Origin of the sequence: Stenotrophomonas sp. GD04024 (genome assembly GCF_029837545.1) — a bacterium.
Taxonomy (GTDB): Bacteria; Pseudomonadota; Gammaproteobacteria; order Xanthomonadales; family Xanthomonadaceae; genus Stenotrophomonas; species Stenotrophomonas forensis.
In genome coordinates, this window is the sequence record NZ_JAOEDV010000026.1 from 1 (window position 1) to 25,363 (window position 25,363).

Consider the following 25,363-nt stretch of genomic DNA (forward strand, 5'->3'; position numbering starts at 1 on the left):
GCTGCGCACCTTCGGTGCCAGATGGCTGCGGCTGGTATAGACCGCGAAAATGCCGATCGGCGAGGCCTCCCACTCCGGCAGCACGCGCACCAGGCGGCCATCGGCCAGCGCGTCTTCCAGCAGGAAGTCCGGCTGCAGGATCACGCCCATGCCGGCGATCGCCGCTTCGCGCAGCACGTCGCCGTTGTTGGCGTGCAGCAGGCTGCTTACCGCCACCTTCACTTCACCGCCGGGCCCCTGCAGCGGCCAGTGATCGCCAGCGGCCCAGTAGCTGTAGCTCAGGCACGCGTGTGCCGGCAGATCCTGCGGGGTCTGCGGTGTGCCACGCGCCGCCAGGTACGAGGGTGCGGCACACAGGCTTACCCGCGATTGGCCCAGGCGGCGCGCGATCAGCGTCGGCCCGGGCTCGCGGGTGATGCGGATGGCCACGTCGTAGCCTTCCTCGACCATGTCCACCAGCCGGTCGGACAGGGCCAGGTCCAGCTCCACCTGCGGGAAGCGTTCGCGGTAGCTGGCCAGCAAGGGCCCGAGGCGGGCGATGCCCCAGCTGACCGGTGCGTTGATGCGCAGCGTGCCCGACGGTTCCAGCGCCTGCGCGCCGATGCTGGCTTCCAGCGCATCGAATTCGGCCAGCAGGCGCACGCACTGGGCGTAATAGGCCGCGCCGGCGCTGGTCGGGCTGACCCGGCGCGTGGTGCGGTGGAGCAGGCGGGTGGACAGGCGCTTCTCCAGCGCGGCGACCTGGCGGGTCACCCCGGCCGTGGACAGGCCCAGCGCCTGCGCGGCGGCGCTGAAGCCGTTGCGCTCGACCACGGCCACGAACACGCGCATCGCCTCAAGGGTGTCCATTGTTGCGCCTTTTGAAATAAATATGGTCAAACGATCGTATTTATCGGCCCGTGAAGGCGCAATAACCTGTGCCTACTCCCTTCAAGGTGCTTTCCGATGCACACCACGACCGCTCCTGTTTCGCCGCTGGCACCGTACGGCGCCACCCTGCTGCGCCTGGCCTTGGGCGTGCTGTTCCTGGTCCATGCACTGACCAAGCTGCTGGTGTTCACCCCGGCCGGTACGGCGGCGTTCTTCGAGTCGCTGGGCCTGCCCGGCGTGCTCGGTTACCTCACCATCGGCGTCGAACTGGTGATCACCGCCGCGCTGCTGCTGGGCATCTACGCGCGCTGGGTCGGCCTGGTCGGCGTGCCGCTGCTGCTGGGCACCATCGTCACCGTGCATGGCGCCAACGGCTTCGGTTTCGCCAATGCCGGCGGCGGCTGGGAATACCCGGCGTTCTGGGCGCTGGCGCTGGTGGTGCTGTTCCTGGTCGGCGATGGCAAGTGGACCCTGCGTTCGCGCTGATCGCCGCCTGACCCTGCAACTGGAGAATTCCATGTCCCGCCTGCCTTCGTTGTACATCTCGCATGGTTCGCCGATGACTGCCCTGCATCCGGGCCAGGTCGGCGTGCGCCTGGCCGAGCTGGCGCAGGACCTGCCGACGCCGCGCGCCATCGTGATGGCCTCGGCGCACTGGCTGGGCCGGCAGCCGCTGGTCGGTGCGCATCCGCAGCCGCCTACGATCCACGACTTCGGTGGCTTCCCGCGCGCGTTGTTTGAACTGCAGTACCCGGCGCCGGGTGATCCGGCGCTGGCCGAAGAGGTGGCCGACCGCATCGCCGCCGCCGGCCTGCCGGTGGCCCTCGACCCGCAGCGCGGCCTCGATCACGGCGCGTGGGTGCCGCTGCGCTTGCTGCGCCCGCAGGCCGACATCCCGGTGGTGCCGGTGTCGATCCAGCCGCTGCTCGGCCCCGAGCACCAGTTCGCGCTGGGCCGCGCGTTGGCGCCGCTGCGCGAGCAGGGCGTGCTGCTGGTCGGCTCGGGCAGCATCACCCACAACCTGCACGACTGGGGCGACTGCCAGGACGGCAAGGAAGCGCCGTACGTGCGGCCCTTCATCGAGTGGGTCGAGCAGCGCCTGGCCACCGATGATCGCCAGGCCCTGTTCGACTACCGCAGGCAGGCGCCGTTCGCCGAACGCGCGCACCCGACCGACGAGCACCTGTTGCCGCTGTTCTTCGCGATGGGCGCGGCGGGCGAGGGCGGCTTCGGTGCCCAGCGCATCGATGCCGGTATCGATGCCGGATTCCTGGCCATGGACCTGTATCGCTTCGACGGGGCATGAGCCGGGGCTGACGCGCGACGGCCGCGTTGGTCGCGGCCGCGGCGGCGTGTGGTAGTTTTTCCCGGGTTTCCGGCGCTGGCTCCCGAGCCTCCCCGCGCGCCGCTTCCTGGAAGAAGCATGCATACCATCGAAGTCGTCCTGGCGATGCTGGTGGCCGTTGTCGCCAGCGGCTACCTGGTTCGTGTCCTGCCGTTCTCGTTGCCGCTGCCACTGGTGCAGATCGGCCTGGGCGCGGTGATCGCCGGGGTGTTCAACCGCGGCCACGCGCTGGAGCCGGAAGTGTTCTTCCTGCTGTTCCTGCCGCCGCTGCTGTTCCTCGATGGCTGGCGCATTCCCAAGCAGGGCCTGTTCCGCGACAAGGGCGCGATCCTCGAACTGGCCTTCGGCCTGGTGGTGTTCACCGTCATCGGCGCCGGGTTCCTGATCCACTGGCTGATCCCGGTGATGCCGCTGGCGGTGTGCTTCGCGCTGGCGGCGATCGTGTCGCCCACCGATCCGGTGGCGGTCGGTGCGATCGCCTCCAAGGCGCCGATTCCCAAGCGCCTGATGCACATCCTGGAAGGCGAGTCGCTGCTCAACGATGCGTCCGGCCTGGTCTGCTTCCGCTTTGCGGTGGCGGCGGTGATGACCGGCACGTTCTCGCTGGCCACCGCCTCGCTGACCTTCGTGTGGGTGGCGGTGGCCGGCCTGGCGGTGGGCGTGGCGGTCACCCTGGGCGTATCGACCTTCCAGCGCTGGCTGTGGCGCCGCTTCGGCGAAGAGCCGGGCGCGGCGATGCTGGTCAACCTGCTGATCCCCTTCGCCGCCTACCTGCTGGCCGAAGAGATCCATGCGTCGGGCATCCTCGCCGCGGTCGCCGCCGGTATCGCGATGAGCTACGTGGAGCTGACCGGCCGCGTCTCCGGCAGCATGCGCGTGCAGCGTGCCGGGGTCTGGAACATGCTGCAGTTCAGCTTCAACGGCATCATGTTCGTGCTGCTGGGCGAGCAGCTGCCGGGCATCGTCGAGCGCGCCACCACCACCATGAACGAGAGCGGCCACCAGAGCGCATGGTGGCTGCTGGTGTACGTGGTGGTGATCAACCTGGCCCTGGTCGTGCTGCGCCTGCTGTGGGTGTGGCTGTCGCTGCGCTGGAACCTGCTGCGCGCACGGCGCCGCGGCCTGGAGCGGGGCGAGGCGCCGAACTGGCGCATCGTGGTCGCGACCTCGGTGGCCGGCGTGCGCGGTGCGATCACCCTGGCCGGTGTGCTGACCCTGCCGCTGTTCCTGCCCGATGGCAGCGCGTTCCCGGCCCGCGACCTGGTGATCTTCCTGGCCGCGTCGGTGATCCTGTTCTCGCTGCTGGGCGCCAGCATCGCGCTGCCCCAGCTGTTGAAGGGCCTGCAGCTGCCGGCCGATTCGGGCGAACGCAAGGAAGAGGACCTGGCACGCCGGCTGTCGTCGAAGGCGGCGCTGGCCGGGGTCGAACGCATGCGCCAGCAGATGGTGATGAACCAGAACACCGAGAACGTGCAGCTGTACAACGACGCCGCTTCGCGGGTGAGCCTGCTGTACCAGCGGCACCTGGAAAAGGACAGTGACGGCCCCGACGTGGACCCGGACAAGGTACGCCGCATGGAACAGGGCTATCGCCAGCTGCGCAGCGCCGGCCTCAATGCCGAGCGCGAGGAACTGTTCCGGCTGACCCGGCGCGGGGTGATCTCCGACGAGATCTCACGGCGCCTGATCCGCAACCTGGACCTGCTGGAATCGCGCAAGCGCGAATGACCCTGAAATGTAGAGTCGAGCCATGCTCGACTGCTCTTCTGGTGCAAAGAGCAGTCGAGCATGGCTCGACTCTACAAGATCCGGTTACTCCGGCTTCGTTTCCAGGAAATACGCCTCGACCTTGCCCTTGACCTTGATGGTCATCGGGTTGCCGCGGCGGTCGCGGGCCTTGCCGGCCTGCACGCGGATCCAGCCTTCGCTGACCGAGTATTCCTCGACGTTGTCGCGCTCGACGTCGTTGAAACGCACGCCGACGCCGCGCTCCAGCGCCTGCGCATCATGGAAGGGGCTGGCCGGATTGATCGCCAGGTGGTCGGGAGGGGTATCGCTCATCGCTTCATTCACAGTGACGGCCACCAAGGCCGGCTTCAGTGGCACAGGATAAACCGTAGAATGCCGGCCTGCCCCAGAGGAAGTTCCGCCATGCCCGACAACAGCGACTATTTCGACTTCGAGGAAGACATCCACGACTTCGACGAGGAGGGCTTCGAGGCGCGGGTCTGGAACCTGCTGGTGCTGATCAACCCGGGCGATGAGGAGCTGGCGCTGCAGCAGTTCAACCGCTGGCGCGAGCAGCTGGCCGAGGACGGCCAGCCGCTGGAAGCGGACAGCGACTGGCTGCCGGCGCTGTTCACGGCCATCGCCTGGCAGTCCGGTTTCGAGGTGGAACGCGACGACCTGGAATCGCTGCAGTCGGCAGTGAACGAGCTGTCGGCGCGCTTCAACCTGCAGCTGGACTGGGGTGGCGACCTCGACGACGAGGACTTCGCCGAAGGCCTGGACGGCGTGCAGCTGATGTCCACCGCCTTCGACCGCCTGCGCGAGCACAACTACACGCTGTGGAGCGTGGATGCTGGCAGCGACGGCTTCAGCGGCGTGATGGCGCTGACCCGCGACGATGACGCGATGTTGGCGCTGTGCTCGCTGCTGAACGTGGAAATCCGGCTGGGCAGCGACCCGTTCTGAGCGGGGGAGGTGGGGGCGGAGCCCGCCCATGGGTGGATGCCAACCTTGGTCGGCATGCCCTGTGCCTGATGTGCGGACCAAGGTCCGCACCCACCACAGCAAGTGGTAGCCACCAACGCAGCCTACGGCCGGTACTGCGCCCGGGCGTTGGCGATCACTGCCTTGACCAGTTCGCGGTCGGCGTGCCGGGAAATGGCCCGTGCACCGAGCGCGATCGCCTGCGCGCGCAGCTCTGCTGTGACATCGTAGTGGGCGCCGCTGGCCTTGTTCTGGAAGGCCCGCGGCGGAATGCCGAGCTGCGCCGCCATCGCGTGCAGCTCGGCCAGGGTGTCGGCCATCAGGTGCGCCCAGCGCTGACCGCGCCAGGGATGCACCGCGTCATCGACGTAGACCGTCACCGCCGCGGCCGGTTCAGGCCTGCGGCTTGCTGTCGCTGTCAGCGGCCGGGGTGGCCTCGGCGTCGGCAGCAGCGGCTTCGGCCACGTCGCCTTCAGCGGCTGCGTCTTCCTCGCCTTCGGCGTCTTCCTCGCCCTCGGCGGCTTCGACGCCCTCGAACTCGGCGACCAGCTTGCCCAGGTACTCGTCAGCGGTCTGGCCGGACTCTTCGGCCAGGGTGTCCAGCAGCTTCTGCAGCAGCTCGGAGTATTCCAGGTTGACCTTGCGGCCTTCCTTCTCCTGCACGTTGGCCAGGTGCTTGAGCATGGCCAGCATCGGCACCGGGTTTTCGGCATTGCCCATGGTCTGGCCGCCGATGGCCAGCAGCCACTCGCGGCCCTGCAGGCCGATGGCGGCGACCACCTGGCCGTCTTCGCTGGTCAGCACGGCGTGGTTCTGCACCTGCTGCTGGGCGTTCAGACGGAGGAACGGGCGCTTGCCCTGCTGCTTCTTGCGCTTGTCGCGCTTGGCCTTGGAGTTCTGGGACATGAGGTGGGGTCACCTGGATACGGAAAGACCGCCATTGTAGCGGGTGCTGCAGGGTGCGCTCGCCGGCCATGGCTTGGGTGGGTGCGGACCCTGGTCCGCACCCACAGATTACTTTGCCGGCCCCTGCGCAGCCTGCACATCCGGGTCGGCGCTGGGTGCCGACAACCCTACCTGCGGGCCGGCCCCGGCCAGCGCGGCGGCTTCGGCCGCCTGGGTCATCACCACGATGCTGATGCGGCGGTTGATCGGGTTCTGCGGGTCGGCCTTGTCGAACAGCACCGACGAGGACAGGCCGACCACGCGGGTGATCTTGCTGTCCTCCAGGCCACCATCGATCAGCGCGCGCCGTGCGGCGTTGGCGCGGTCGGCGCTCAGTTCCCAGTTGCCGTAGCCGCGGGCGGCCGAATAGGCGGTGATGTCGGTATGCCCGGTCAGGCTGATCCGGTTCGGCACGTGGTTCAGGTACTCGGCCAGCTCGTGCAGGATCTGCTGCGTGTACGGCTTCAGCGTGGCGCTGCCGAGGTCGAACATCGGCCGGTTCTGCTTGTCCACGATCTGGATGCGCAGGCCTTCCGGGGTCAGGTCCAGCAGCAGCTGGTCCTTGAACGGCTCCAGCGCCTGGCTCCTGCTGATCGCTTCCTGCAATTCCTTCATCAGCTGCTCGAGCTGCTGCTTGTCGCGCTGCTGCTGGTCCACCGGCTGCGGCACCGCCTCCTTCTGGTTCTGGAAGGGATCGTTGCTGTTGCCGCGGGAAACGTCGGTGGCACCGCCGAGCTTGATCATCGAGGTGCTGGCACCGCCCGGGCCGGCCATGCCGGGGGCGGGCGTGGCGCTCTTGCCGCTCAGCGGGCTGGGATTGCGGAAGTACTCGGAAATGGCCGCGCGCTCGGGCTTGCTGGTGCTGGCCATCAGCCACAGCACCAGGAAGAAGGCCATCATCGCGGTCACGAAGTCGGCATAGGCGACCTTCCACGAGCCGCCGTGGTGGGCGGCGTGGCCGGCCTTCTTGACCCGGCGGACGATGACGGTGGGCTTGGTCTCGGCCATGGCTTACTTGACCGTCTTCAGGTGCTGCTCGAAATCGGAGAAGGCCGGGCGCACGTTCGACGGCAGCGTCTTGCGGGCGAACTCCAGCGCGATCTTCGGGTTGTAGCCGCGCAGGCAGGCCAGCAGGGCGGTCTTCACCGACTCGTAGATGCGGCTGTCCTGCTCGGCACGGGCTTCCATCGCCGCCGCCATCGGGCCGACGAAGCCGTAGCCCAGCAGGATGCCGAGGAAGGTGCCGACCAGCGCGCCGGCCACGTGGCCGCCGACCTCGACGATGTCACCGCCGATCGAGCCCATGGTGATGACGATGCCCAGCACTGCGGCGACGATGCCGAAACCGGGCAGTCCGTCGGCGACCTTGGTCAGCACCTGCGACGGCGCCATGGCCTCGGCATGGTGCTTTTCCAGCTCCAGTTCCAGCAGCGGTTCCAGCTCGTGCGGCTCGATGTTGCTGCCGATCATCAGGCGCAGGCAGTCGGTGATGAAGTCGATCAGGTGGTGGTCGGCCTGCACCTTGGGGTAGTTGCCGAACAGCGCGCTCTCGGCCGGACGCTCGACATGGTCTTCCAGCGCCATGAAGCCTTCGCGGCGCGCCTTGTTGAGCAGTTCGTACAGCAGGCTGAGCACATCGATGTAGTCCTGCTGCTTGTAACGCGGGCCCTTGAACACGCCGACCATGGCCTGCAGGGTCTGCTTGACCGTCTTGGCCGGGGTGCCGACCAGGAACGCGCCCAGTGCGGCACCGCCGATGATGACCAGCTCGTAGGGTTGCCACAGCGCCCCCAGCCGACCGTGTGCGCCGAGGTAGCCGCCCAGCACGCTGATGATGACGACCAGGAATCCAACGATGATGAGCATGGCGCGACGCAAGGAGCGGGGATATCTCCTTGTCGGCCCTTCACCTGGTTTTCTGAAGAGGGAATTCTGTGAAATCGGTCGGCGGGGTGTTTCAGCCCGCCACACCGGCCTCCGCACCGCCACGCCGCAGCGGATCAGGCCACGGCTCGCCATTGCCGGTGAATGAAAGTGAGACCGAGTTCAGGCAGTGGCGTTCGTAGGTGGGCGGCGGACCGTCCGGGAACACATGGCCCAGATGGCTGCCACAGCGGGCGCAGGTGATCTCGGTGCGGACCATGCCGTGGCTGGTATCGCGGATTTCGCGCACATGCGCCGGGTCGAACGGGGCGAAGAAGCTGGGCCAGCCGGTGCCGGAATCGAACTTGGTGCTGGAGCGGAACAGCGGCAGCGCACACAGCCGGCAGCAGTAGACACCCTCGCGCTTGTTGTCGAGGAAGACTCCGCAGAACGGCGCTTCGGTGCCGTGCTGCAGCAGCACGCGGCGCTCCTCGCTGCTGAGGCCGGCAATCAGCGCCTCGGTCTGGGTGGCGGTGGGGGGCGTCAGGTCGAAGGCAGTCATGCCGGCTCTCCGTGGGTGGTGGCCTGGGGATGCCTGCGGAAATGGGGGTGGCGGCCCGGCCTTGCAAGTGTGATGGCCGTTCATGGGCGGCACACAGGCGCAGGCGCAAGGTGAACGCGATCCACGCCGGAGCGTGCCATGAAACCGACCCTTCCCCTGCTGCTGATCGCCCTGCTGCCCGCGCTGGCGCTGGCCCAGGTGCCGACTGCCGATCCGACCGCCACCCGCACCACCACCACCGTGGCCCCCGCGCCGGTGGTACCGCCGCCGCAAGCGGCCCGCCCGCAGCCCCAGGTGCTGCCGTCACCGCAGCCGGCGCAACCGATCAAATCCACCGGTCCGGCCCGGATTGCACCCACCCCGGCGCCGAAGCCGGCCGACAAGGTCTACGACCGCAATGGACGCATCGTCCCCGGTGTGCGCCCGGCCGGTCCGAACCGCGTGTTCGATTCGCGCACCGGCCGCTATTACGACAGCGTGCCGCAGGGCGACGGCCAGCAGATCCGCTAGCGCCGGCCTGAACGCACGAAAACATCCGCGCGCGGATCACTGCTTTTTCGCCTGCGATTAACCGTCCCGGGACCACTTTGGCGGTGCGCCGGCATCCCGTCGTCGCATGTCCTTCGTCCATTGGATCGCGATCATGAAAAACCAGCAGAACCGTCATCCCGGCAAGGAACCGCAGGGCCGCAACCCGCAGCAACAGCAGCAGCAACAACAGCAGATGGAACCGCAGCAGTCGCACAAGGGCGGCAAGCAGCAGGAGCAGCGCTCGCAGAAGCACCCTCAGCAGCGCTGACGGGCCCGGGGTCGGATCCCGCATTGCGGGCTCTGGCCCCAACCGCGTTGAGCCCTCAGTCCGGAATCGGCAGGCTCAGCGTCTCCTTTACTTCCTCCATCACGATGTAGCTCTTCGATTCACGCACATGCGGCAAGGTCAGCAACGTGCTGCCGAGCAGCTTGCGATAGGAGGCCATCTCGCTGATCCGCGCCTTCAGCAGGTAATCGAAGTCGCCCGACACCAGGTGGCACTCCAGCACGTTGGGCAGTTTCAGCGCCGCGCGCCGAAACTCCTCGAAGATGTCGCCGGACTTGTAGGCCAGGCTGATCTCCACGAACACCAGCAGGCTGGCCTTCACCGCCGCCGGGTCGAGGTGGGCGTGGTAGCCGGTGATCACTGCTTCGCGCTCGAGCCGGCGCACGCGCTCGGTGCACGGGGTGGTCGACAGCCCGACCCGCTCACCCAGCTCGGTGAAGGAAATGCGGCCCTCGGCCTGCAGGATGCGCAGGATCTTGCGGTCGATCTTGTCCAGTTCGCGGGTACGGGTGGCCATGGTCGTCAACCTTGGGGAATGAATTGCAGGAGAACATCCTGCCGGTTGATTTCAAATCAGGCAAATCAACTGGTATCGGCTGTCTATACTTCCCCAATTATGGTCCCGGCACGCTCCAGTGCAGGGAATGATCGGGTTGGAGAAGTCCCATGCGAGTCCTAGTTCTCGGCAGCGGCGTGATCGGCACCACCAGTGCCTGGTACCTGCGACAGGCCGGGTTTGAAGTCACGGTCATCGACCGCCAACCCGGTCCGGCGCTGGAAACCAGCTTCGCCAATGCCGGGCAGCTGTCGTTCGGCTACACCTCGCCGTGGGCCGCCCCGGGCGTGCCGAAGAAGGCCATCGGCTGGCTGTTCGAGAAGCACGCGCCGCTGGCGATCAAGCCGGGCATGGACCTGGCCCAGTACCGCTGGCTGTGGCAGATGCTGCGCAACTGCACACACGAGCGCTATGCGATCAACAAGGCGCGCATGGTGCGCATGTCCGAGTACAGCCGCGACTGCCTGAACGAGCTGCGCGCGCAGGTCGGCATCGAGTTTGAGGGCCGTGACCTGGGCACCACCCAGCTGTTCCGCACCCAGCAGCAGCTGGATGCCTCGGCGCAGGACATCGAGATCCTGGCCCAGTACGGCGTGCCGTACGAGGTGCTGGACCGCGCCGGCATCATCCAGGCCGAACCGGCCCTGGCCCATGTCGATGGCCTGGTCGGCGCGCTGCGCCTGCCGCGTGACCAGACCGGCGACTGCCAGCTGTTCACCCGCCGCCTGGCGCAGATGTGCGTGGATGCCGGCGTCGAGTTCCGTTTCGACCAGGACATCACCGGCCTGGAGTTCGATGGCGACCGCATCAGCGGCGTGCGCATCGGCGGCACGCTGGAAACCGCCGACCGCTTCGTGGTCGCACTGGGCAGCTACTCGCCGGCGCTGGTCGCACCGCTGGGCATGCGCCTGCCGGTGTACCCGCTGAAGGGCTACTCGCTGACCCTGCCGATCACCGATCCGGCGATGGCGCCCACCTCGACCATCCTTGATGAGAGCTACAAGGTGGCGGTGACCCGTTTCGACGACCGCATCCGCGTTGGTGGCATGGCCGAGGTTGCAGGCTTCGACCTGTCGCTGTCGCAGCGCCGCCGCGAGACCCTGGAGCTGGTGGTCAGCGATCTGTACCCGAAGGGCGGCGACCTGTCGCGCGCGCAGTTCTGGACCGGCCTGCGCCCGGCCACGCCGGATGGCACGCCGGTGATCGGCGCCACGCCGTTCCGCAACCTGTACCTCAATACCGGCCACGGCACCCTGGGCTGGACCATGGCCTGCGGCTCGGGCCGTTACCTGGCCGACCTGATGAGCGCGCGCCAGCCGCAGATCAGCACCGAAGGCCTGGATATTTTCCGCTACGGCCAGTACGGTCACGCCCCGCAACACGAGAACCGCACATGCGTCCTGCCCGCGCGCTGATCGATCTGGGCGCCCTGCGCAGCAACTACCGGCTCGCCCGTGAACTGGGCGGTGGCAAGGCCCTGGCGATCATCAAGGCCGATGCCTATGGCCACGGTGCGGTGCGCTGTGCACAGGCGCTGGAAGGCGAGGCCGATGGTTTCGGCGTGGCCACCATCGAAGAGGCGCTGGAACTGCGCCAGGCCGGCATCCGTGCGCCGATCCTGCTGCTGGAAGGCATCTTCGAGCCCAGCGACATGGCGTTGGTGGCCGAGCACGATTTCTGGTTCGCGGTGGGCGCATCGTGGCAGCTGGAGGCATTGGCTGCCTTCGACAGCCCGCGCCCGCTGACGGTGTGGCTGAAGCTGGATAGCGGCATGCATCGCCTGGGCCTGGACGTGGACAGCTTCCGCGCCGCGCATGCACGCCTGTCGGCACTGCCGCAGGTCGAGCGCATCGTGCTGATGACCCACCTGGCGCGTGCCGACGAGCTGGACAGCGAACGCACCCACGAACAGGCCGCGACCTTCGCCCGCGCCATCGACGGCCTGGAAGGCGAGACCAGCGTGTGCAATTCGCCGGCGCTGCTCGGTTGGCCGGATGTGCGCAGCGACTGGGTGCGCCCGGGCCTGATGCTGTACGGCGCCAACCCGCTGCCGGAGGCTTCGGAGATCACTGCGCGGCTGCGCCCGGTGATGACCATGCAGTCGAAGGTGATCGCCGAGCGCTGGATCGAGGCCGGCGAGCCGGTGGGCTATGGCGCCCGCTTCGTGGCGAAGTCGCGCACCCGCGTGGGTGTGGTCGCGCTGGGTTACGCCGACGGGTATCCGCAGTTCGCCCCGAACGGCACCCCGGTGCTGATCGACGGCCAGCCCGGTGGCCTGATCGGGCGCGTGTCGATGGACATGTTGACCGTGGACCTGACCGCGCATCCGCAGGCAGGGATCGGTAGTGTCGTGGAACTGTGGGGTACCGCGCCGACGTTGTCTGAACTGGCACCGCGCTGTGGCGTAAGTGCCTATCAGCTGCCCTGTGCGGTCAAGCGCGTGGCGCGCGTATATCAGGACTGAGGTGCTGCCGGCCAGCGGCCGGCACTACCTGGACGCCTGGCGTCCACGGCTCTGGTAGCGGCCGACCTTGGTCGGCGCGGTGAATGCGTGTCGACCAAGGTCGACACCTACCGGGTCGAACGACCTCGACGCTCGGCTCTGGTAGCCGCCGACCTTGGTCGGCGCCTACAGGTGCGTCGCGCGGCGCGGAATTACCGCGCTGCGGTCGCCTGGCTGGTCAGCTGACGCTTCACCCAATCATCGATCAGGCGCTTCTCGTAACGCAGCGGATCGCTTTCGCTCCTCAGCCCCAGGTTGTGCAGGTAGCCGCTGTCGCTCAGCTTGGCTTCGCCCTCATCGACGATGCGGCCGCTGGCATCCTTCAGCGTGTACTGCAGGGTGATCCGCGGCGGATAGATGTCGCGCATGATCCGGATGTCGCTGCCGCGCGGGCCGTGCCAGGGCTCATAGTCGCCAGCACGCTTGATGTCGACCAGGGTCACGTCCAGGGTCTGCCCGGACTGCAGCGGCTTGGCCGCCGTGGTCTGCACGTAGCGGGCCAGCTGCTGCACCCAGTCGCCACGTTCGGCTTCGAAGCGGTTGGTGCTGCGGCGGATTTCGGTGAAACCGGCCGGATCGTCCCACTTCACGCTGACCGGGCCATCGGCCTGCAGCGCGCGTGGGGCCTGCGGATCGGTGACGGTACGCGGCGCGGCGTTCGCGGCGCCGGCCATGAGGGCGCCTGCCAGCAGCAGGGCGGTGGCCAATGTGCGGTTCATGACGGTCTCCTGCGCCCCATCGTTGGGGACGGTTCTGTCTATCTATGGATCGAGTGTGATCCCGCTTCCGGGCCACCGCAACGGCCGATTGCGTCATGCGCAAGAGCGGTTGCCGCCAATTCATCGTCGTCAACCCTGACTGACGGCGCTTGACGCTGTGAATACGCTCTCTGGAAGATGCTGTGTTTCCAATCCGGCCCGTCCAGACGCCCTTGTCCACACTGCCGCCCCTAGTGGAGCGCCCACCGTTGATGGTGCCGGCGCCCGAACCCGACCTGCATCATGGCGTGCTTGAGCGCATCAACGCCGGCTTCTGCGTGATCCAGGTGCTGTTCGAGGGCGATCGTGCGGTCGACTATCGCTTCATCGAGGTCAACGACGCCTTCGAGCGACACACCGGGCTGAAGGACGCGCGCGGCCAGCGCATGTCGGTGCTCGAGCCCAATCATGAGCAGGACTGGTTCCGCATCTACGGCGAGGTCGCCCGCAGCGGCCGTCCGGCGCAGTTCGAGATGGAAGCGCGCGCGTTGGGCCGTTCGTTCGCGGTCGATGCGGTGCGCGTGGGCCGTCCCGGCGAAGACAAGGTCGGCATCCTGTTCTTCGACATCACCGCGCGCAAGCAGATGGAAGTGGAACTGGGCGAGAGCGAAGCCCGCTTCAGCGCGCTGGCCGATGGCCTGCCGATGCCGGTGTGGGTGCTGGACGAGCGCGGCCACGCCCGTTTCGTCAACAGTGCCTTCAGTGAGTTCTTCGGTGGTGACGAGACGCGCGTGCCGGAAGACGTGTGGCGCGGCCTGGTCCATCCCGATGACGCCTCGGTGTTCGAGTACGAACTGCAGGAGGCACTGAAGGCGCAGCGTTCCATGCATGCCCTGGTGCGTGCGCGCCGTGCCGATGGCCAGTGGCGCTGGCTGGAGATGAACGCCCGGCCGCGCTTCTCGCGCATGGGACGCTTCATCGGCCTGGCCGGCAGCAGCCCGGACGTGACCGAACGCCGCGAGATCGAGCTGGCCCGCGAGGAGCTGCTGCAGTCCGAGCGCGCCGCGCGCAGTGCCGCGGAAAACATGGCGCGGCTGAAGGACGAATTCCTGGCCACGCTTTCGCACGAGCTGCGCACGCCGCTGACCACCATCCTGGGCTGGAGCGAGTTGCTGCTGCAGCGCGTGGACAACACCAGCCCGCTGTTCAAGGGCCTGAACGTGATCGCCAACAGCGCCGGCGCGCAGAAGCGGCTGATCTCGGACATGCTCGACCTCAGCAGCATGCTGCTGGGCAAGGTGCAGCTGGAAGTGGAAGTGCTGGACCTCAATCTGCTGCTTGGCGAAGCCATCGGCGCGCAGGAACTGGTGGCCGAAGGCAAGGCGCTGGACGTTCACCTGCAACTGCCCGAGCAGCCCAGCCTGGTGCTGGGCGATGCCACCCGCCTGCAGCAGGTGCTGTGGAACCTGCTCTCCAATGCCATCAAGTTCACCCCGGCCGAAGGCCGCATCGACCTGCAGCTGCAGGCCGACGGCAACCACTGGGTGATCACCGTGCATGACACCGGCGACGGTATCGCGCCTGAATTCCTCAATCACCTGTTCAGCCGTTTCCGCCAGGCCGATGGCACCACCACGCGCCGTCACGGTGGCCTGGGCCTGGGCCTGGCGATCGTGCAGCAGCTGGTCGAGCTGCATGGCGGCACCGTGACCGCCGCCAGCGAAGGCCACGGCCACGGCGCCACCTTCACCGTGCGGCTGCCGCAGCACATTCCGGATGCCGAGCGCCGTCCACTGCGCGAAGTGATCAGCGGGCCGATCCTGGAGCCGGTGATCGTCGAGCCGTATCCGCTGCGCGGCATGCACGTGCTGGCGGTGGAAGACCAGCCGGAAGTGCTGGAGTACCTGCGGCGCATGCTGGAAGAGCAGGGCGCCAGTGTCTCTGCGGCCAGTTCGGCCGGCGAGGCGCTGGCGCTGCTGGCCGATACCGGCCACCTGCAGTTCCACGTGATGCTGACCGACATCGGCATGCCGGGCATGGATGGCTATGGCCTGGTGCGCACGCTGCGCGAGGACATGGGCGTGGATGCGGCGACCCTGCCGGCGGTGGCGGTGACCGCGCTGGCGCGCGCCGATGACCGCCGCCGCGCGCTGGCATCGGGCTTCCAGGAACACGTGGCCAAGCCCTATTCGGTGGCGCAGCTGGTGGCCGCCGTACGCAAGGTGCAGGTGCCGCGCGCAGACAGCGCGCTGCACTGAGCATTCACGGCCGATCGGCGACCCTGCATGCAGGAGGTCGCCGATGTCCCGCATAGCTCCCCGCATCCATACCGATCCGGCGCAGATCGCGCGCCTGGAAGCCCTGTTGCCACATCTGGAAGGTGAAACGCAGGTGCAGCTGACCCTGCATGACGGTCGCCGCCTGCTGGGTACCGTGGCGGTGAAACCCACGCTCCAGCAGTACCGCAACGATGCGGGCGATGAAGGCAGCAATGGCCAGCTGCGCCTGGATGACTACGACACGCCGGTGCAGCAGCACCACGTCTGGCTGGATGAGATCGCCAGCGTCGACCGCCTGCCACCCAGGGCGCCCTGATCCGATGTAGCGCCGAGTCCTCGCGCGGCGCTACCGCCCGAGCGCGGGCTCGGGCGCTACTCGGGCGCTACAGGGGGATCAATGCTCGAACAGCGTGGGCGTCGCCTCGAAGCGGCGCGCATAGGCGCGTTCTTCCGCGACCCGGGCCACCTCATCGTCGGCCAGGTCGGGCGCGCCGTACACCGCATAGGCCACGCTGCCGTCGGCGCCATGGCCGACCTGGTGCAGCCGGTAGCGCGAGTGGCCGCCGCCGGTGTCCTCGGGGTAGTGCACGGGCGGATGGCTGCCTTCCAGGTCCATTTCACTGTTGTCGACCACGCCACCGACGAACAAGGCTCGCATGCAGGTTCTCCTGGGTTTGCGGGGGAGCCTCTACCCTGAACGTTTCAATGTTGCTGGCACATCAAGGCCCCGTTGGGGTTTCGCAAAGTGGCCCGCCGGGGCCGGACCGGCCAAGCCGGTACAATGGACGGCCCTCACGCTTGAAGTACCCGCGCCGATGGCCTCCAGCGACGACGCTCCCCTGCAGACCCTGTTCCTGCCGTTCTCCCAAGGCGCCCTGCGCTGGCCGGAGGGCCCGGTGGCCTTCCTGCGTGCCCGCGACGGCTGGCCGTTGCGCGAAGCGGCCGGCCACCGCGAGGTGCACTGCGAGCAGAGCTTCGCCCCGTTCGCGCAGCCGTTGCAGCAGGCCGCCGGCTGGACCGTCAGCGGCCAGCTGGATGACGTGGCCGGCAAGGGCCGCTACCCGCTGGTGCTGGTGCTGCCGCCGCGCCAGCGCGAAGAGGCCCGTGCGCTGTTCGCCCGCGCGCTGGCGCTGGTAGCCGACGGCGGTCGCATCGTGGCCTGCCAGTCCAACAACGAAGGCGCACGCTCCGGCGAGGGCGACCTCAAGCAGCTGACCGGCCTCGGCGGCAGCCTGACCAAGAACCACTGCCGCGTGTACTGGACCGCGCCGATGCAGGGCCAGCACGATGCTGACCTGGTCAAGCGCTGGTCGGCACTGGACGCGGTGCGCCCGATCGTCGGCGGCCGTTTCCTCAGCCGCCCGGGCGTGTTCGCCTGGGACCGCATCGATCCGGCCTCGGCATTGCTGGCCGAGCACCTGCCGGCCGACCTGGCCGGGCGTGCCGCCGACCTCGGTGCCGGCTACGGCTACCTGTCGCGCGAGCTGCTGGAGCGTTGCCCGAAGATCACCGCGCTGGACCTGTACGAGGCCGAGCAGCGCGCGCTGGCACTGGCCGAGCTGAACCTGGCACCACCGCCGCGCCCGCTGCCGCTGCGCTTCCTGTGGCAGGACGTCACCGCCGGCATCGAGCCGGGCTACGACGTGATCATCAGCAACCCGCCGTTCCACACGCCCTCGCGCGCCGATCGCCCGGACATCGGCCAGCGCTTCATCGCCGTGGCCGCGCAGGCGCTGCGCCCGGGCGGACGCCTGTACGTAGTGGCCAACCGCCACCTGCCCTACGAGCACACCCTCAACGACAGCTTCGGCGCGGTGCGCGTGATTGCCGAGCGCGACGGTTTCAAGCTGGTGGAAGCGGTGAAGGGGAAGGGCAAGTGAAGCTGGTCAAGCTCATCGCCAACCTGGGCTATGGCAGCCGCAAGCAGGTGCAGTGGATGTTCCGCGAAGGCCGCGTTACCGACGCCGACGGCGAGGTGCTGTACGCCGACGACCAGGTGCCGCACGAGGCGATCCGGGTTGATGGCGAGCCGCTGGACCCGCCGGTGGGCCTGTCGATCGCGCTGCACAAGCCGGCCGGCTACACCTGCTCGACCAAGGACACCGGCCGCCTGATCTACGACCTGCTGCCGCCGCGCTTCCGCGACCGCGACCCGGTGCTGTCCACGGTCGGCCGCCTCGACCGCGATACCAGTGGCCTGCTGCTGCTGACCGACGATGGTGGCCTGCTGCACCGGATCATTTCGCCGAAGTCGAAGCTGCCCAAGGTCTACGAAGTGGAACTGAGCGACGACCTGCGCGGCGATGAAGTGGCCCTGTTCGCCAGCGGCACGCTGATGCTGGAGTCCGAGAAGACGCCCCTGCTGCCGGCTGAACTCGAGGTGCTGGACGCGCGCCGCGCGCGCCTGGTGCTGCACGAAGGCCGCTACCATCAGGTGCGCCGCATGTTCGCCGCCACCGGCAACCACGTGCAGGCCCTGCACCGCAGCCGCGTTGGCGGGCTGGACCTGCAGGGGCTGGACGAAGGGCAATGGCGGCAGCTCACCTCCACCGACCTGGATACGCTGTTCGCTCCATGACCACTATCGCTGCGCTGCCGTTCCTGCCCGACGCCGTCATCTTCGACATGGACGGCCTGATGATCGACAGCGAGCGGGTCGCGCTGGCCTGCTGGAGCGAGGCCGCCGACGAATTCGGACTGGGCCTGGACAAGGCAGTGTTCCTGCGCATGGTTGGCCTCGGCGATCGTGACACGCACGCACTGCTGCGCGCGCAGGGCATCGAAGACAGCGTGATCGAAGCGGTCGCGGCACGCTGCCATGACCTGTATGAAGCACGCACGCAGACCGGCCTGCCGCTGCGGCCGGGCATCCTGGAGCTGCTGGAACTGCTGAAGGCGCACGCGGTTCCGCGCGCGGTGGCGACCACCACGCGGCAGCCGCGCGCCAACCGCAAGCTGGCCGCGGCGGGCCTGCTGCCCTACTTCGATGCGGTGATCACCAGTGGCGACGTGGCGCGGCCGAAGCCGGCGCCGGATATCTACCTGTTGGCTGCACAGCGGCTGGGTCAGGCGCCGGAGCGCTGCCTGGCGCTGGAGGACTCACCGGCCGGTACGCGCGCCGCATTGGCGGCCGGCATGACCGTGATCCAGGTGCCGGACCTGGTGCACCCGGACGAAGAGTTGCGCGCACTGGGCCATCGCATCGTCGGCTCGCTGGTGGACGCGCACGCACTGCTGCTGCCGCTTCTGCCAAGGTAACGGTAGGTGCCAACCTTGGTTGGCACACTTCACCGCTCTGGTGGATGCCAACCTTGGTTGACACACCCCAATGCCCCGGTGGGTGCCGACCGTTGGTCGGCACACCTTCCCCTCACACCCGCCCGAACACCAGCGCGGCGTTGGTGCCACCGAAGCCGAAGCTGTTGGACATCACCGTATCCAGCCTCTGCTCGCGGCTTTCGCGCAGGATCGGGAAGCTCTCCACCTTCGGGTCCAGCTCGGCGATGTTGGCTGAACCGGCAACGAAACCATCGCGCATCATCAGCAGGCAGTAGATCGCCTCGTGCACGCTGGCCGCGCCCAGCGAATGGCCGGACAGTGCCTTGGTCGAGGACAGCGGCGGCACCGCATCGCCGAACACTTCGCGGATCGCGTTGAGCTCGGTGACGTCGCCCAGCGGGGTCGAGGTGCCGTGGGTGTTGAGGTAGTCCAGCGGGCGATCGATGCCCTGCAGCGCCATCTTCATGCAGCGCACGGCGCCTTCGCCGGACGGCGCCACCATGTCGGCACCGTCGGAGGTCACGCCGTAGCCGATCAGTTCGGCATGGATGTGCGCACCGCGTGCGACGGCGTGGTCGTAGTCCTCCAGCACCAGCATGCCGCCGCCACCGGCGATGACGAAGCCGTCGCGATCCTTGTCGTATGGGCGCGAGGCGCTGGCCGGGGTTTCGTTGAAGCTGGTCGACAGGGCACCCATCGCGTCGAACATCACGCTCATCGACCAGTGCAGGTCTTCGCCGCCGCCGGCAAACATGATGTCCTGCGCGCCGTGGCGGATCATGTCCGCGGCCGCGCCGATGCAGTGCGCCGAGGTCGCGCAGGCGGCCGACAGCGAGTAGCTGACGCCCTTGATCTGGTAGGCGGTGGCCAGGCAGGCCGAGACCGTCGAGCACATCGTGCGCGGCACCATGTACGGGCCGACCTTGCGCACGCCACGTTCGCGCAGCAGGTCGACCGCGCCGATCTGCCATTCGCTGGAGCCGCCACCGGAGCCGGCGATCAGGCCGGTGCGCAGGTTGCTGACCTGCTCGGGGCTGAGCCCGGCATCGGCGATGGCATCGCGCATGGACAGGTAGGCAAAGGCCGCCGCATCGCTCATGAAGCGCTTCTGCTTGCGGTCGATCAGCGCGTCCAGGTCGAGGTCGACACGGCCGCCGACCTGGCTGCGCAGCCCGGCTTCGGCGTGGTCGGCCAGCGTGGTGATGCCCGAACGGCCTTCGCGCAGCGCGGCCGAGACGGTATCCAGATCATTGCCGAGGCAGGACGTGATGCCCATGCCGGTGATGACGACGCGACGCATCAGAAGCTCCCGGTTTCGGTGAACAAGCCGACGCGCAGGTCGCGCGCGCTGTAGATTTCGCGGTCATCCACGTACATGCGGGCGTCCGACTGGGCCATCACCAGCTTGCGGTTGATGACCCGGCTGATATCGATCTCGTAGCGCACGAGCTTGGCATCCGGCAGCACCTGGCCGGTGAACTTCACTTCACCGCAGCCCAGCGCGCGGCCCTTGCCGGGGGCGCCCAGCCAGGTCAGGAAGAAGCCGGTCAGCTGCCACATGGCATCCAGGCCCAGGCAGCCGGGCATCACCGGGTCGCCGATGAAATGGCAGCCGAAGAACCACAGGTCCGGGCGGATATCCAGTTCGGCGCGTACCATGCCTTTGCCATGCGGTCCGCCGTCCTCGCGGATTTCGGTGATGCGGTCGAACATCAGCATCGGATCGTTGGGCAGACGGCCGGCGGCGGCGCCGAACAGTTCACCGCGTGCGCTGGCCAGCAGCTGGTCGCGGTTGAACGCGTGGAGACGAGTCATGGAAAGCGCAATCCTGGAAGCGAAAACGAGGCAACAATCCGTCGAGGATGCACGACGGTTGCAGCGGGAATCAAACCGCCGCACCGTACGCGTGCGTAGTGTTTTCCGCCCAGATCGCGCATCCCGTTGATGCACAACGACCATACTTCGCCGTCTGGACCGGTACGGTACGGGTATGATGTCGGCCAACCATGAACGCACTGCGCAAGATCATCCACGTCGACATGGACGCCTTCTACGCGTCGGTGGAGCAGCGCGACGATCCGTCACTGCGTGGCAAGCCGGTGGTCGTGGCATGGCGCGGCGCCCGATCGGTGGTGTGTGCGGCCTCCTACGAAGCCCGCGTGTTCGGCGTGCGCTCGGCGATGCCGGCGCTGCGTGCCGAACGCCTGTGTCCGGATGCGATCTTCGTGCCGCCGGACTTCTCGCGTTACAAGGCGGTGTCACGCCAGGTGCGCGAGATCTTCCTGCGCCATACCGATCTGGTCGAGCCGCTGTCGCTGGACGAGGCCTACCTGGACGTGACCGAGCCGAAGAGCGGCATCGAACTGGCCACCGACATTGCCCGCACCATCCGCACGCAGATCCGTGAAGAAACCCAGCTGACCGCTTCAGCCGGGATCGCGCCGAACAAGTTCCTGGCCAAGATCGCATCGGACTGGCGCAAGCCCGACGGCCAGTTCGTGATTCCACCGCAGCGTGTGGACGCGTTCCTGCTGCCGCTGCCGGTGAACCGGGTGCCCGGCGTGGGCAAGGTGATGGAAGGCAAGCTGGCCGCGCGCGGCATCGTCACCTGTGGTGACCTGCGGCAGTGGGCGCTGGTTGATCTGGAAGAGGCGTTCGGCAGCTTCGGCCGCAGCCTGTACAACCGCGCACGCGGTGTGGACGAGCGGCCGGTGGAACCGGACCAGCAGGTGCAGTCGATTTCTTCGGAGGACACCTTCGCCGAAGACCTGCTGCTGGAGGACCTGAGCGAGGCGATCGTGCAGCTGGCGGAGAAGACCTGGCATGCCACCCGCAAGACCGAGCGCGTCGGCCACACCGTGGTGCTGAAGCTGAAGACCGCGCAGTTCCGCATCCTTACCCGCAGCTTCACCCCGGAGCGCCCGCCGGAATCGATGGAAGAACTGCGCGACATCGCCCTGGCCCTGCGCGCCCGCGTCGACCTGCCGGCCGAAACCCGCTACCGCCTGGTGGGTGTCGGCCTGGGCGGTTTCCGCGAGAAAGAGCCGGTGGTGCAGGGCGAATTGTTCGAGCACGGAACGAACGATTCTGAAGGCAATTGATCGTTCGCCGTCGAACATTTCGATTCCGCAACGAACGGCAGTCGAGCATGGCTCGACTCTACAAAAAGCTACAGATCGCAGAGAACTGTCGAAGGCGGGGTGGGTGCGGTTGAGGGGGCGTGAGCCGCATGGATGCGGCGACCGAGCTTACATGGACGTACTTGCAGCGGCCCCCGCCACCGGACCTACCCCGCCCACCCTCAGGAAACCAGCTTCTGCTCCGGCTGTTGCCGGCCAGCGGCCGGCACTACCGCGGGTGCAGGGCGCAGCCCTGCAAAAGAAAACCCCCTACCTCATGGCCACTGCATCTCGCCCTTGGCCACCTTCGCACTCAGCTCCAGCGACTCCACTCCGGCCAGCTTCGGATAGCGCGCCTGCATCGCCTTCACCAGCGCCGCGCTGTCCCTGGCCTTTGCCGTCTCGGCATCGAAGGCGCGGATGTAATCTGCGGTGAAGCGCAGTGCACTGGCATCCAGCGCCGCACCGGGGGCGTAGTGTCCTGGCACCACCACTTTCGGCTTCAGTGCCTGCAGGCGCTGCAGGGTCTGCAGCCAGTCGGCGTGTGATTGCGGCGTCTGCGTATCGGCCATCCACACATGCTCGCCCGCCACTACCGGAATGCCGCCGACGATCGCGCGCAGCGACGGCACCCACAGCACGCTGCGGTCCGGGGTCGGGCCATCCAGGCCGATCAGCGGCAGGCGCTGGCCTTCCAGCTGCAGCGCGTCTTCCTCCAGCACCTGCGGCACCACGATGCGCGCGGGGACATCGGCCCCCATCTTCGGTCCCCAGTAGGCCAGCTTGCCGGCCTGGGTCTGCTGGATGTGGGCGACGGTCTGCGCGGTGGCGACGATGCGCGCCTGCGGGAACGCATCCTGCAGCGTGGCCAGGCCGAAGTAATAGTCCGGGTCGCCGTGGCTGATGTAGATCGTGGTCAGCTGCTTGCCACTGGCGCGGACCAGGTCCACCAGCCTGCGCGCGTCGCTGGCGCCGAACTGCGCATCAACCAGCATCGCGTCATGGCGGCCTTCAATCAGCACCGAGGACACCGAGAACATCGCCTGCGGGCCGGGATGGAAGGTACGCAGGTGCAGCTGGGTTTTCGCCGCCATGGACGGCGACGCGGCGGCCGGTGCGGCCAGCAGCGGGGCACTGGTGAAACTGGCGGCCAGGGCGAGGGGGAGCAGCAGGGCAGCGGTACGCATGGGGATGTCCTTGTGGGGATATCGTGCCGAGCATCGGCTCGGCGCTACAGGTGGGTAGCGCCAGGCCATGCCCGGCGAACGGGCAGGCCCGCGCACGCCATGATCAATACGCCGCAGTGATGATCTGCTTCGGGTACTTGTGTGCTTCCAGCTCGGCGACGAAGGCTGCGCCATAGTCGGCGTAGCTGATGCGGCTGTGGCCGCTGGCATCGGCGAGGAATGCTTTGGGCTGCACGCGGTACTGGCCACGCTCTTCGCCCGGGCCGATTTCGGCGGCCGGCGAGAAGAAGGTCCAGTCCAGCTCCTCCACCGCCTGCAGGCGCTTGAAGGCTTCGCGATGGGCCAGCGCGTACGGCTTGTAGGCCTCCGGGAAGTTCGGGGTATCCACCAGCTGCACGCCGGGGGCGACTTCCAGGCTGCCGGCGCCGCCGACCACCACCAGGCGCGGCACACCGGCCTTGCGCGCGGCGGCAGCCAGCTGTGCGGCCACCTCGCCGACGCGGCCGATGTCATCGCCCGGGCGCGGGCCGTAGGCGCTGGCCAGCACGTCGTGGCCGGCGATGGCGGCAACCAGCGCATCCGGGTCATCCAGCGAAGCGATCACCGGATGCGCGCCGGCCAGCTCGGCCGGAAGATCCTGCGCGCTGCGCACGATGACGGTGAGTTCGTGGCCGTGGGCCAGCGCGTGGCGGGCGATCTGGCGGCCGATGTTGCCGGTGGAACCAACGAGGGCGATCTTCATGGCAGGACTCCGTGGGGCGGTGTGGGGTGGGAATGGGGCCACTCTAGGCCGCTGCAGTCGCTCGAAAAACAGCGTATAACGCGCTTGTTTGTTGCATGGATCGAGCATATGGACCGATTGACCGCCATGACCGTGTTCGTCGAGGTGGCCGAGCGCGGAAGCCTGACCGCGGCCGCCGAGGTGCTGGACATGTCCCGGGCGATGGTCAGCCGCTACCTGGCCGAGGTCGAAGGCTGGCTGGGGGCGCGCCTGCTGCACCGGACCACCCGCCGGGTCAGCCTGACCGGTCCGGGCGAGGCGGCGTTGGCGCGCTTCCGGCAGATGCTGGAGATCGGTGAGGCGCTGCAGGGCGAGCTCGCCAGCGATGATCCCGAGCCGCACGGCACGCTGCGGGTGACCGCCAGCGTGTCGTTCGGGCAGAGCCATCTGGCGCGTGCAGTGGCCGGTTTCGTCGCGCGCCACCCGGCGGCGCGCATCGAGCTGCTGCTGGTCGACCGCACGGTGAACCTGGTGGAAGAGCGGGTGGACCTGGCGGTGCGTATCGCGCGGCAGATCGACCCCAGCCTGATCGCGCGGCGGCTGGCCACCTGCCGCTCGGTGCTGTGCGCGACGCCCTCCTACCTGCAGGCGCACGGCACGCCGACCGCCCCCGAGCACCTGGCCAGGCACAACTGCCTGACCCACCACTACGTCGGCAAGAGCCTGTGGCAGCTGCACCGCGACGGCCGTTCGTTGTCGGTGGCGGTGGGCGGCAACATCAGCGCCAACGAGGCCTCCCTGCTGCTGGAGGCGGTGCGTGCCGGTGCCGGCATCGCGATGCTGCCGACCTACCAGGTGGCGCCGCTGCTGCGCAGTGGCGAGTTGATCGAACTGCTGCCGGAATTCAGCCTGGACGAACTCGGCATTCATGCCGTGTACGCATCACGGCGCCAGCAGCCCGCTATCATGCGGCGATTCCTGGACTTCCTGGGCGAGTGTTTCGCCAGCCCGGCCTTCCAGGACCTGGATTGGCGCCCGCCGGGCAAGGAGAACACATGAACCATGGACAGGCCCTGATCGATCACAACCGTGCTGCCTGGGACCGCCAGGCCAGCGAGGTGCGCGAATGGTCGCGCCCGGTTGAAAGCTCAACCATCGCCGCCGCGCGCGAAGGGCGCTGGCAGGTGCATCTGACGCCGCGTGCACTGCCGCTGGACTGGCTGGGCGATGTGCGCGGCCGCCGCATCCTGTGCCTGGCATCGGGCGGGGGCCAGCAGGCACCGGTGCTGGCCGCGGCCGGCGCTGATGTCACCGTGTTCGACCTGTCCGACGGGCAGCTGGAACAGGACCGCCAGGTCGCGGCGCGTGATGGCCTGCAGCTGCGCACGGTGCAGGGCGACATGCGCGACCTGCACGTATTCGCCAACGACAGTTTCGATGTGGTGTTCCAGCCGATCTCCAACCTGTACGTACCCGACGTGCGCCCGGTGTGGGGCGAGTGCCATCGCGTGCTCGCGCGCGACGGCATGCTGATGGCCAGCTTCTACAACCCGATACTGTTTGTCGGCGCGCGCGATCCGCAGCTGGATGCGCAGGGCTTGATCCGGCCGCAGTACGCCATTCCCTATTCGGATCTGGAAGACCTGGCGCCGGTCGAGCGTGAGGCGAAGCTGGCGCGCGGCGATGCGCTCACCTTCGGCCACAGCCTGACCGAACTGATCGGTGGCCAGCTCGACGCCGGCTTCGTCATCGATCGCTTCATGGAAGACTGGCAGCCGCAGCCGCGCTTCTTGATTGATCGCTACCTGCCCACCTTCCTGGCCACCCGCGCGCGCAGGATCGGCTGAGGCGGGCCTGCAAAAAGAAGGGCGACGTACAATGGACGGCCCCACGTTGCACAGGTGCCG

The 25,363-nt window shown here is 68.0% G+C and carries 30 protein-coding genes; 16 read left to right on the plus strand and 14 right to left on the minus strand.

All coding sequences use genetic code 11. The features are described from left to right. A partial coding sequence (locus tag N7590_RS10660) for a LysR family transcriptional regulator (RefSeq protein ID WP_279935476.1) occupies positions 1-849 on the minus strand: 849 nt, incomplete at its 3' end. 96 nt (positions 850-945) lie between these two features. Here N7590_RS10660 and N7590_RS10665 point away from each other — a divergent pair. The 3 genes from N7590_RS10665 (at position 946) to N7590_RS10675 (ending at position 3,943) form a co-directional block, all read left to right on the plus strand. After that, positions 946-1,356 carry a DoxX family protein gene (locus tag N7590_RS10665; RefSeq protein ID WP_032128753.1) on the plus strand — a complete coding sequence of 137 codons (411 nt, stop codon included), beginning with the start codon at positions 946-948 and terminating at the stop codon, positions 1,354-1,356. Between the two features lie 31 nt (positions 1,357-1,387). After that, on the plus strand, positions 1,388-2,176 hold the full coding sequence (locus N7590_RS10670) for a class III extradiol ring-cleavage dioxygenase (RefSeq protein ID WP_164242044.1): 789 nt from the start codon (positions 1,388-1,390) through the stop codon (positions 2,174-2,176). Between the two features lie 117 nt (positions 2,177-2,293). Next, positions 2,294-3,943 (plus strand): Na+/H+ antiporter, encoded by a 1,650-nt coding sequence (locus tag N7590_RS10675; protein WP_008267158.1) that lies wholly within the window; start codon positions 2,294-2,296, stop codon positions 3,941-3,943. An 84-nt stretch (positions 3,944-4,027) separates the two neighbouring features. Here the strand turns inward: N7590_RS10675 and N7590_RS10680 are convergent, their stop codons facing one another. Next, the gene (locus N7590_RS10680) at positions 4,028-4,276 is read right to left on the minus strand and encodes a DUF3297 family protein (RefSeq protein WP_012509930.1); all 249 of its coding nucleotides are present in this window, start codon (positions 4,274-4,276) and stop codon (positions 4,028-4,030) included. 90 nt (positions 4,277-4,366) lie between these two features. Between N7590_RS10680 and N7590_RS10685 the strand changes: the two genes are divergently transcribed. After that, positions 4,367-4,909 carry a hypothetical protein gene (locus N7590_RS10685; RefSeq protein ID WP_053509770.1) on the plus strand — a complete coding sequence of 181 codons (543 nt, stop codon included), beginning with the start codon at positions 4,367-4,369 and terminating at the stop codon, positions 4,907-4,909. Positions 4,910-5,031: 122 nt separating this feature from the next. Here the strand turns inward: N7590_RS10685 and N7590_RS10690 are convergent, their stop codons facing one another. From N7590_RS10690 to msrB, 5 genes are all read right to left on the minus strand, one after another. Next, positions 5,032-5,307 carry a DUF4031 domain-containing protein gene (locus N7590_RS10690; RefSeq protein ID WP_004153991.1) on the minus strand — a complete coding sequence of 92 codons (276 nt, stop codon included), beginning with the start codon at positions 5,305-5,307 and terminating at the stop codon, positions 5,032-5,034. Between the two features lie 13 nt (positions 5,308-5,320). After that, positions 5,321-5,833, minus strand: coding sequence for a hypothetical protein (locus N7590_RS10695; RefSeq protein WP_164242042.1), 513 nt, complete (start codon positions 5,831-5,833; stop codon positions 5,321-5,323). A gap of 108 nt (positions 5,834-5,941) precedes the next feature. Beyond that, positions 5,942-6,880, minus strand: a complete 939-nt coding sequence (gene motB, locus N7590_RS10700) for a flagellar motor protein MotB (RefSeq protein WP_164242040.1) — start codon at positions 6,878-6,880, stop codon at positions 5,942-5,944. 3 nt (positions 6,881-6,883) lie between these two features. After that, the gene (gene motA, locus N7590_RS10705; protein WP_008264562.1) at positions 6,884-7,738 is read right to left on the minus strand and encodes a flagellar motor stator protein MotA; all 855 of its coding nucleotides are present in this window, start codon (positions 7,736-7,738) and stop codon (positions 6,884-6,886) included. Positions 7,739-7,829: 91 nt separating this feature from the next. After that, on the minus strand, positions 7,830-8,297 hold the full coding sequence (gene msrB, locus N7590_RS10710; protein WP_004153995.1) for a peptide-methionine (R)-S-oxide reductase MsrB: 468 nt from the start codon (positions 8,295-8,297) through the stop codon (positions 7,830-7,832). A 138-nt stretch (positions 8,298-8,435) separates the two neighbouring features. Here msrB and N7590_RS10715 point away from each other — a divergent pair, with 138 nt between their 5' ends. Both N7590_RS10715 and N7590_RS10720 read left to right on the plus strand, forming a co-directional pair. Next, on the plus strand, positions 8,436-8,807 hold the full coding sequence (locus tag N7590_RS10715) for a classical arabinogalactan protein 4 (RefSeq protein WP_164242038.1): 372 nt from the start codon (positions 8,436-8,438) through the stop codon (positions 8,805-8,807). A gap of 106 nt (positions 8,808-8,913) precedes the next feature. Next, on the plus strand, positions 8,914-9,096 hold the full coding sequence (locus tag N7590_RS10720; protein ID WP_053448666.1) for a hypothetical protein: 183 nt from the start codon (positions 8,914-8,916) through the stop codon (positions 9,094-9,096). Between the two features lie 55 nt (positions 9,097-9,151). On the opposite strand, the gene N7590_RS10725 is transcribed toward N7590_RS10720, so the two are convergent. Continuing rightward, positions 9,152-9,631, minus strand: coding sequence for an Lrp/AsnC ligand binding domain-containing protein (locus tag N7590_RS10725; RefSeq protein WP_004140558.1), 480 nt, complete (start codon positions 9,629-9,631; stop codon positions 9,152-9,154). Between the two features lie 149 nt (positions 9,632-9,780). Between N7590_RS10725 and N7590_RS10730 the strand changes: the two genes are divergently transcribed. Further along, positions 9,781-11,085, plus strand: coding sequence for a D-amino acid dehydrogenase (locus N7590_RS10730; RefSeq protein ID WP_053448667.1), 1,305 nt, complete (start codon positions 9,781-9,783; stop codon positions 11,083-11,085). Beyond that, entirely contained in the window at positions 11,064-12,134 is a 1,071-nt protein-coding gene (gene alr / locus N7590_RS10735) for an alanine racemase (RefSeq protein WP_164242036.1), read from the plus strand. Before N7590_RS10730 ends, alr begins: the two co-directional genes overlap by 22 nt. A 191-nt stretch (positions 12,135-12,325) precedes the next feature. On the opposite strand, the gene N7590_RS10740 is transcribed toward alr, so the two are convergent. After that, entirely contained in the window at positions 12,326-12,892 is a 567-nt protein-coding gene (locus N7590_RS10740) for a DUF3016 domain-containing protein (protein WP_008264508.1), read from the minus strand. A 251-nt stretch (positions 12,893-13,143) separates the two neighbouring features. Here N7590_RS10740 and N7590_RS10745 point away from each other — a divergent pair, with 251 nt between their 5' ends. Then, positions 13,144-15,129: an ATP-binding protein gene (locus tag N7590_RS10745; protein WP_230078925.1), complete on the plus strand. Its 1,986-nt coding sequence runs from the start codon at positions 13,144-13,146 to the stop codon at positions 15,127-15,129. Between the two features lie 43 nt (positions 15,130-15,172). After that, a complete protein-coding gene (locus tag N7590_RS10750) occupies positions 15,173-15,466 on the plus strand; it encodes a DUF3247 family protein (protein ID WP_164242032.1) in 294 nt (97 codons plus the stop codon). Positions 15,467-15,544: 78 nt separating this feature from the next. On the opposite strand, the gene N7590_RS10755 is transcribed toward N7590_RS10750, so the two are convergent. After that, complete coding sequence (locus N7590_RS10755; protein WP_005407925.1) at positions 15,545-15,808, minus strand: hypothetical protein; 264 nt, start codon at positions 15,806-15,808, stop codon at positions 15,545-15,547. Positions 15,809-15,965: 157 nt separating this feature from the next. On the opposite strand from N7590_RS10755, the gene N7590_RS10760 reads away from it, so the two are divergent. From N7590_RS10760 to N7590_RS10770, 3 genes are read left to right on the plus strand one after another with little or no spacing between them, the layout of a single operon-like run. After that, the gene (locus tag N7590_RS10760; RefSeq protein ID WP_164242030.1) at positions 15,966-17,030 is read left to right on the plus strand and encodes a class I SAM-dependent methyltransferase; all 1,065 of its coding nucleotides are present in this window, start codon (positions 15,966-15,968) and stop codon (positions 17,028-17,030) included. Next, positions 17,027-17,728, plus strand: a complete 702-nt coding sequence (locus N7590_RS10765; RefSeq protein WP_099484190.1) for a pseudouridine synthase — start codon at positions 17,027-17,029, stop codon at positions 17,726-17,728. The genes N7590_RS10760 and N7590_RS10765 overlap by 4 nt, the downstream gene beginning before the upstream one ends. Then, positions 17,725-18,408, plus strand: coding sequence for an HAD family phosphatase (locus N7590_RS10770; protein ID WP_164242028.1), 684 nt, complete (start codon positions 17,725-17,727; stop codon positions 18,406-18,408). The genes N7590_RS10765 and N7590_RS10770 overlap by 4 nt, the downstream gene beginning before the upstream one ends. 112 nt (positions 18,409-18,520) lie before the next feature. Here the strand turns inward: N7590_RS10770 and fabB are convergent, their stop codons facing one another. Then, complete coding sequence (gene fabB, locus N7590_RS10775) at positions 18,521-19,729, minus strand: beta-ketoacyl-ACP synthase I (RefSeq protein WP_008268699.1); 1,209 nt, start codon at positions 19,727-19,729, stop codon at positions 18,521-18,523. Then, positions 19,729-20,244, minus strand: a complete 516-nt coding sequence (gene fabA, locus N7590_RS10780; RefSeq protein WP_004154008.1) for a 3-hydroxyacyl-[acyl-carrier-protein] dehydratase FabA — start codon at positions 20,242-20,244, stop codon at positions 19,729-19,731. The genes fabB and fabA overlap by 1 nt, the downstream gene beginning before the upstream one ends. Positions 20,245-20,435: 191 nt before the next feature. Between fabA and dinB the strand changes: the two genes are divergently transcribed. Then, on the plus strand, positions 20,436-21,530 hold the full coding sequence (gene dinB / locus N7590_RS10785; protein ID WP_053448674.1) for a DNA polymerase IV: 1,095 nt from the start codon (positions 20,436-20,438) through the stop codon (positions 21,528-21,530). Between the two features lie 293 nt (positions 21,531-21,823). Here the strand turns inward: dinB and N7590_RS10790 are convergent, their stop codons facing one another. Together N7590_RS10790 and N7590_RS10795 are read right to left on the minus strand one after the other, a co-directional pair. After that, positions 21,824-22,735 (minus strand): MBL fold metallo-hydrolase, encoded by a 912-nt coding sequence (locus N7590_RS10790; RefSeq protein ID WP_164242464.1) that lies wholly within the window; start codon positions 22,733-22,735, stop codon positions 21,824-21,826. A 103-nt stretch (positions 22,736-22,838) separates the two neighbouring features. After that, the gene (locus tag N7590_RS10795; protein WP_164242465.1) at positions 22,839-23,477 is read right to left on the minus strand and encodes an NAD(P)H-binding protein; all 639 of its coding nucleotides are present in this window, start codon (positions 23,475-23,477) and stop codon (positions 22,839-22,841) included. A 108-nt stretch (positions 23,478-23,585) separates the two neighbouring features. Between N7590_RS10795 and N7590_RS10800 the strand changes: the two genes are divergently transcribed. Together N7590_RS10800 and N7590_RS10805 are read left to right on the plus strand one after the other, a co-directional pair. Further along, positions 23,586-24,515, plus strand: coding sequence for a LysR family transcriptional regulator (locus N7590_RS10800; RefSeq protein ID WP_164242466.1), 930 nt, complete (start codon positions 23,586-23,588; stop codon positions 24,513-24,515). Further along, positions 24,512-25,303, plus strand: a complete 792-nt coding sequence (locus N7590_RS10805; protein WP_164242467.1) for a class I SAM-dependent methyltransferase — start codon at positions 24,512-24,514, stop codon at positions 25,301-25,303. Before N7590_RS10800 ends, N7590_RS10805 begins: the two co-directional genes overlap by 4 nt. Positions 25,304-25,363: the final 60 nt, after the last annotated feature.

Coding starts and splice junctions, on each gene's coding strand:
- N7590_RS10665 (WP_032128753.1), top strand. CDS start 946: ATGCACACCACGACCGCTCCTGTTTCGCCGCTGGCACCGTACGGCGCC.
- N7590_RS10670 (WP_164242044.1), top strand. CDS start 1,388: ATGTCCCGCCTGCCTTCGTTGTACATCTCGCATGGTTCGCCGATGACT.
- N7590_RS10675 (WP_008267158.1), top strand. CDS start 2,294: ATGCATACCATCGAAGTCGTCCTGGCGATGCTGGTGGCCGTTGTCGCC.
- N7590_RS10680 (WP_012509930.1), bottom strand. CDS start 4,276: ATGAGCGATACCCCTCCCGACCACCTGGCGATCAATCCGGCCAGCCCC.
- N7590_RS10685 (WP_053509770.1), top strand. CDS start 4,367: ATGCCCGACAACAGCGACTATTTCGACTTCGAGGAAGACATCCACGAC.
- N7590_RS10695 (WP_164242042.1), bottom strand. CDS start 5,833: ATGTCCCAGAACTCCAAGGCCAAGCGCGACAAGCGCAAGAAGCAGCAG.
- motB (WP_164242040.1), bottom strand. CDS start 6,880: ATGGCCGAGACCAAGCCCACCGTCATCGTCCGCCGGGTCAAGAAGGCC.
- motA (WP_008264562.1), bottom strand. CDS start 7,738: ATGCTCATCATCGTTGGATTCCTGGTCGTCATCATCAGCGTGCTGGGC.
- msrB (WP_004153995.1), bottom strand. CDS start 8,297: ATGACTGCCTTCGACCTGACGCCCCCCACCGCCACCCAGACCGAGGCG.
- N7590_RS10715 (WP_164242038.1), top strand. CDS start 8,436: ATGAAACCGACCCTTCCCCTGCTGCTGATCGCCCTGCTGCCCGCGCTG.
- N7590_RS10720 (WP_053448666.1), top strand. CDS start 8,914: ATGTCCTTCGTCCATTGGATCGCGATCATGAAAAACCAGCAGAACCGT.
- N7590_RS10725 (WP_004140558.1), bottom strand. CDS start 9,631: ATGGCCACCCGTACCCGCGAACTGGACAAGATCGACCGCAAGATCCTG.
- N7590_RS10730 (WP_053448667.1), top strand. CDS start 9,781: ATGCGAGTCCTAGTTCTCGGCAGCGGCGTGATCGGCACCACCAGTGCC.
- alr (WP_164242036.1), top strand. CDS start 11,064: ATGCGTCCTGCCCGCGCGCTGATCGATCTGGGCGCCCTGCGCAGCAAC.
- N7590_RS10740 (WP_008264508.1), bottom strand. CDS start 12,892: ATGAACCGCACATTGGCCACCGCCCTGCTGCTGGCAGGCGCCCTCATG.
- N7590_RS10745 (WP_230078925.1), top strand. CDS start 13,144: ATGGTGCCGGCGCCCGAACCCGACCTGCATCATGGCGTGCTTGAGCGC.
- N7590_RS10750 (WP_164242032.1), top strand. CDS start 15,173: ATGTCCCGCATAGCTCCCCGCATCCATACCGATCCGGCGCAGATCGCG.
- N7590_RS10755 (WP_005407925.1), bottom strand. CDS start 15,808: ATGCGAGCCTTGTTCGTCGGTGGCGTGGTCGACAACAGTGAAATGGAC.
- N7590_RS10760 (WP_164242030.1), top strand. CDS start 15,966: ATGGCCTCCAGCGACGACGCTCCCCTGCAGACCCTGTTCCTGCCGTTC.
- N7590_RS10770 (WP_164242028.1), top strand. CDS start 17,725: ATGACCACTATCGCTGCGCTGCCGTTCCTGCCCGACGCCGTCATCTTC.
- fabB (WP_008268699.1), bottom strand. CDS start 19,729: ATGCGTCGCGTCGTCATCACCGGCATGGGCATCACGTCCTGCCTCGGC.
- fabA (WP_004154008.1), bottom strand. CDS start 20,244: ATGACTCGTCTCCACGCGTTCAACCGCGACCAGCTGCTGGCCAGCGCA.
- dinB (WP_053448674.1), top strand. CDS start 20,436: ATGAACGCACTGCGCAAGATCATCCACGTCGACATGGACGCCTTCTAC.
- N7590_RS10790 (WP_164242464.1), bottom strand. CDS start 22,735: ATGCGTACCGCTGCCCTGCTGCTCCCCCTCGCCCTGGCCGCCAGTTTC.
- N7590_RS10795 (WP_164242465.1), bottom strand. CDS start 23,477: ATGAAGATCGCCCTCGTTGGTTCCACCGGCAACATCGGCCGCCAGATC.
- N7590_RS10800 (WP_164242466.1), top strand. CDS start 23,586: ATGGACCGATTGACCGCCATGACCGTGTTCGTCGAGGTGGCCGAGCGC.
- N7590_RS10805 (WP_164242467.1), top strand. CDS start 24,512: ATGAACCATGGACAGGCCCTGATCGATCACAACCGTGCTGCCTGGGAC.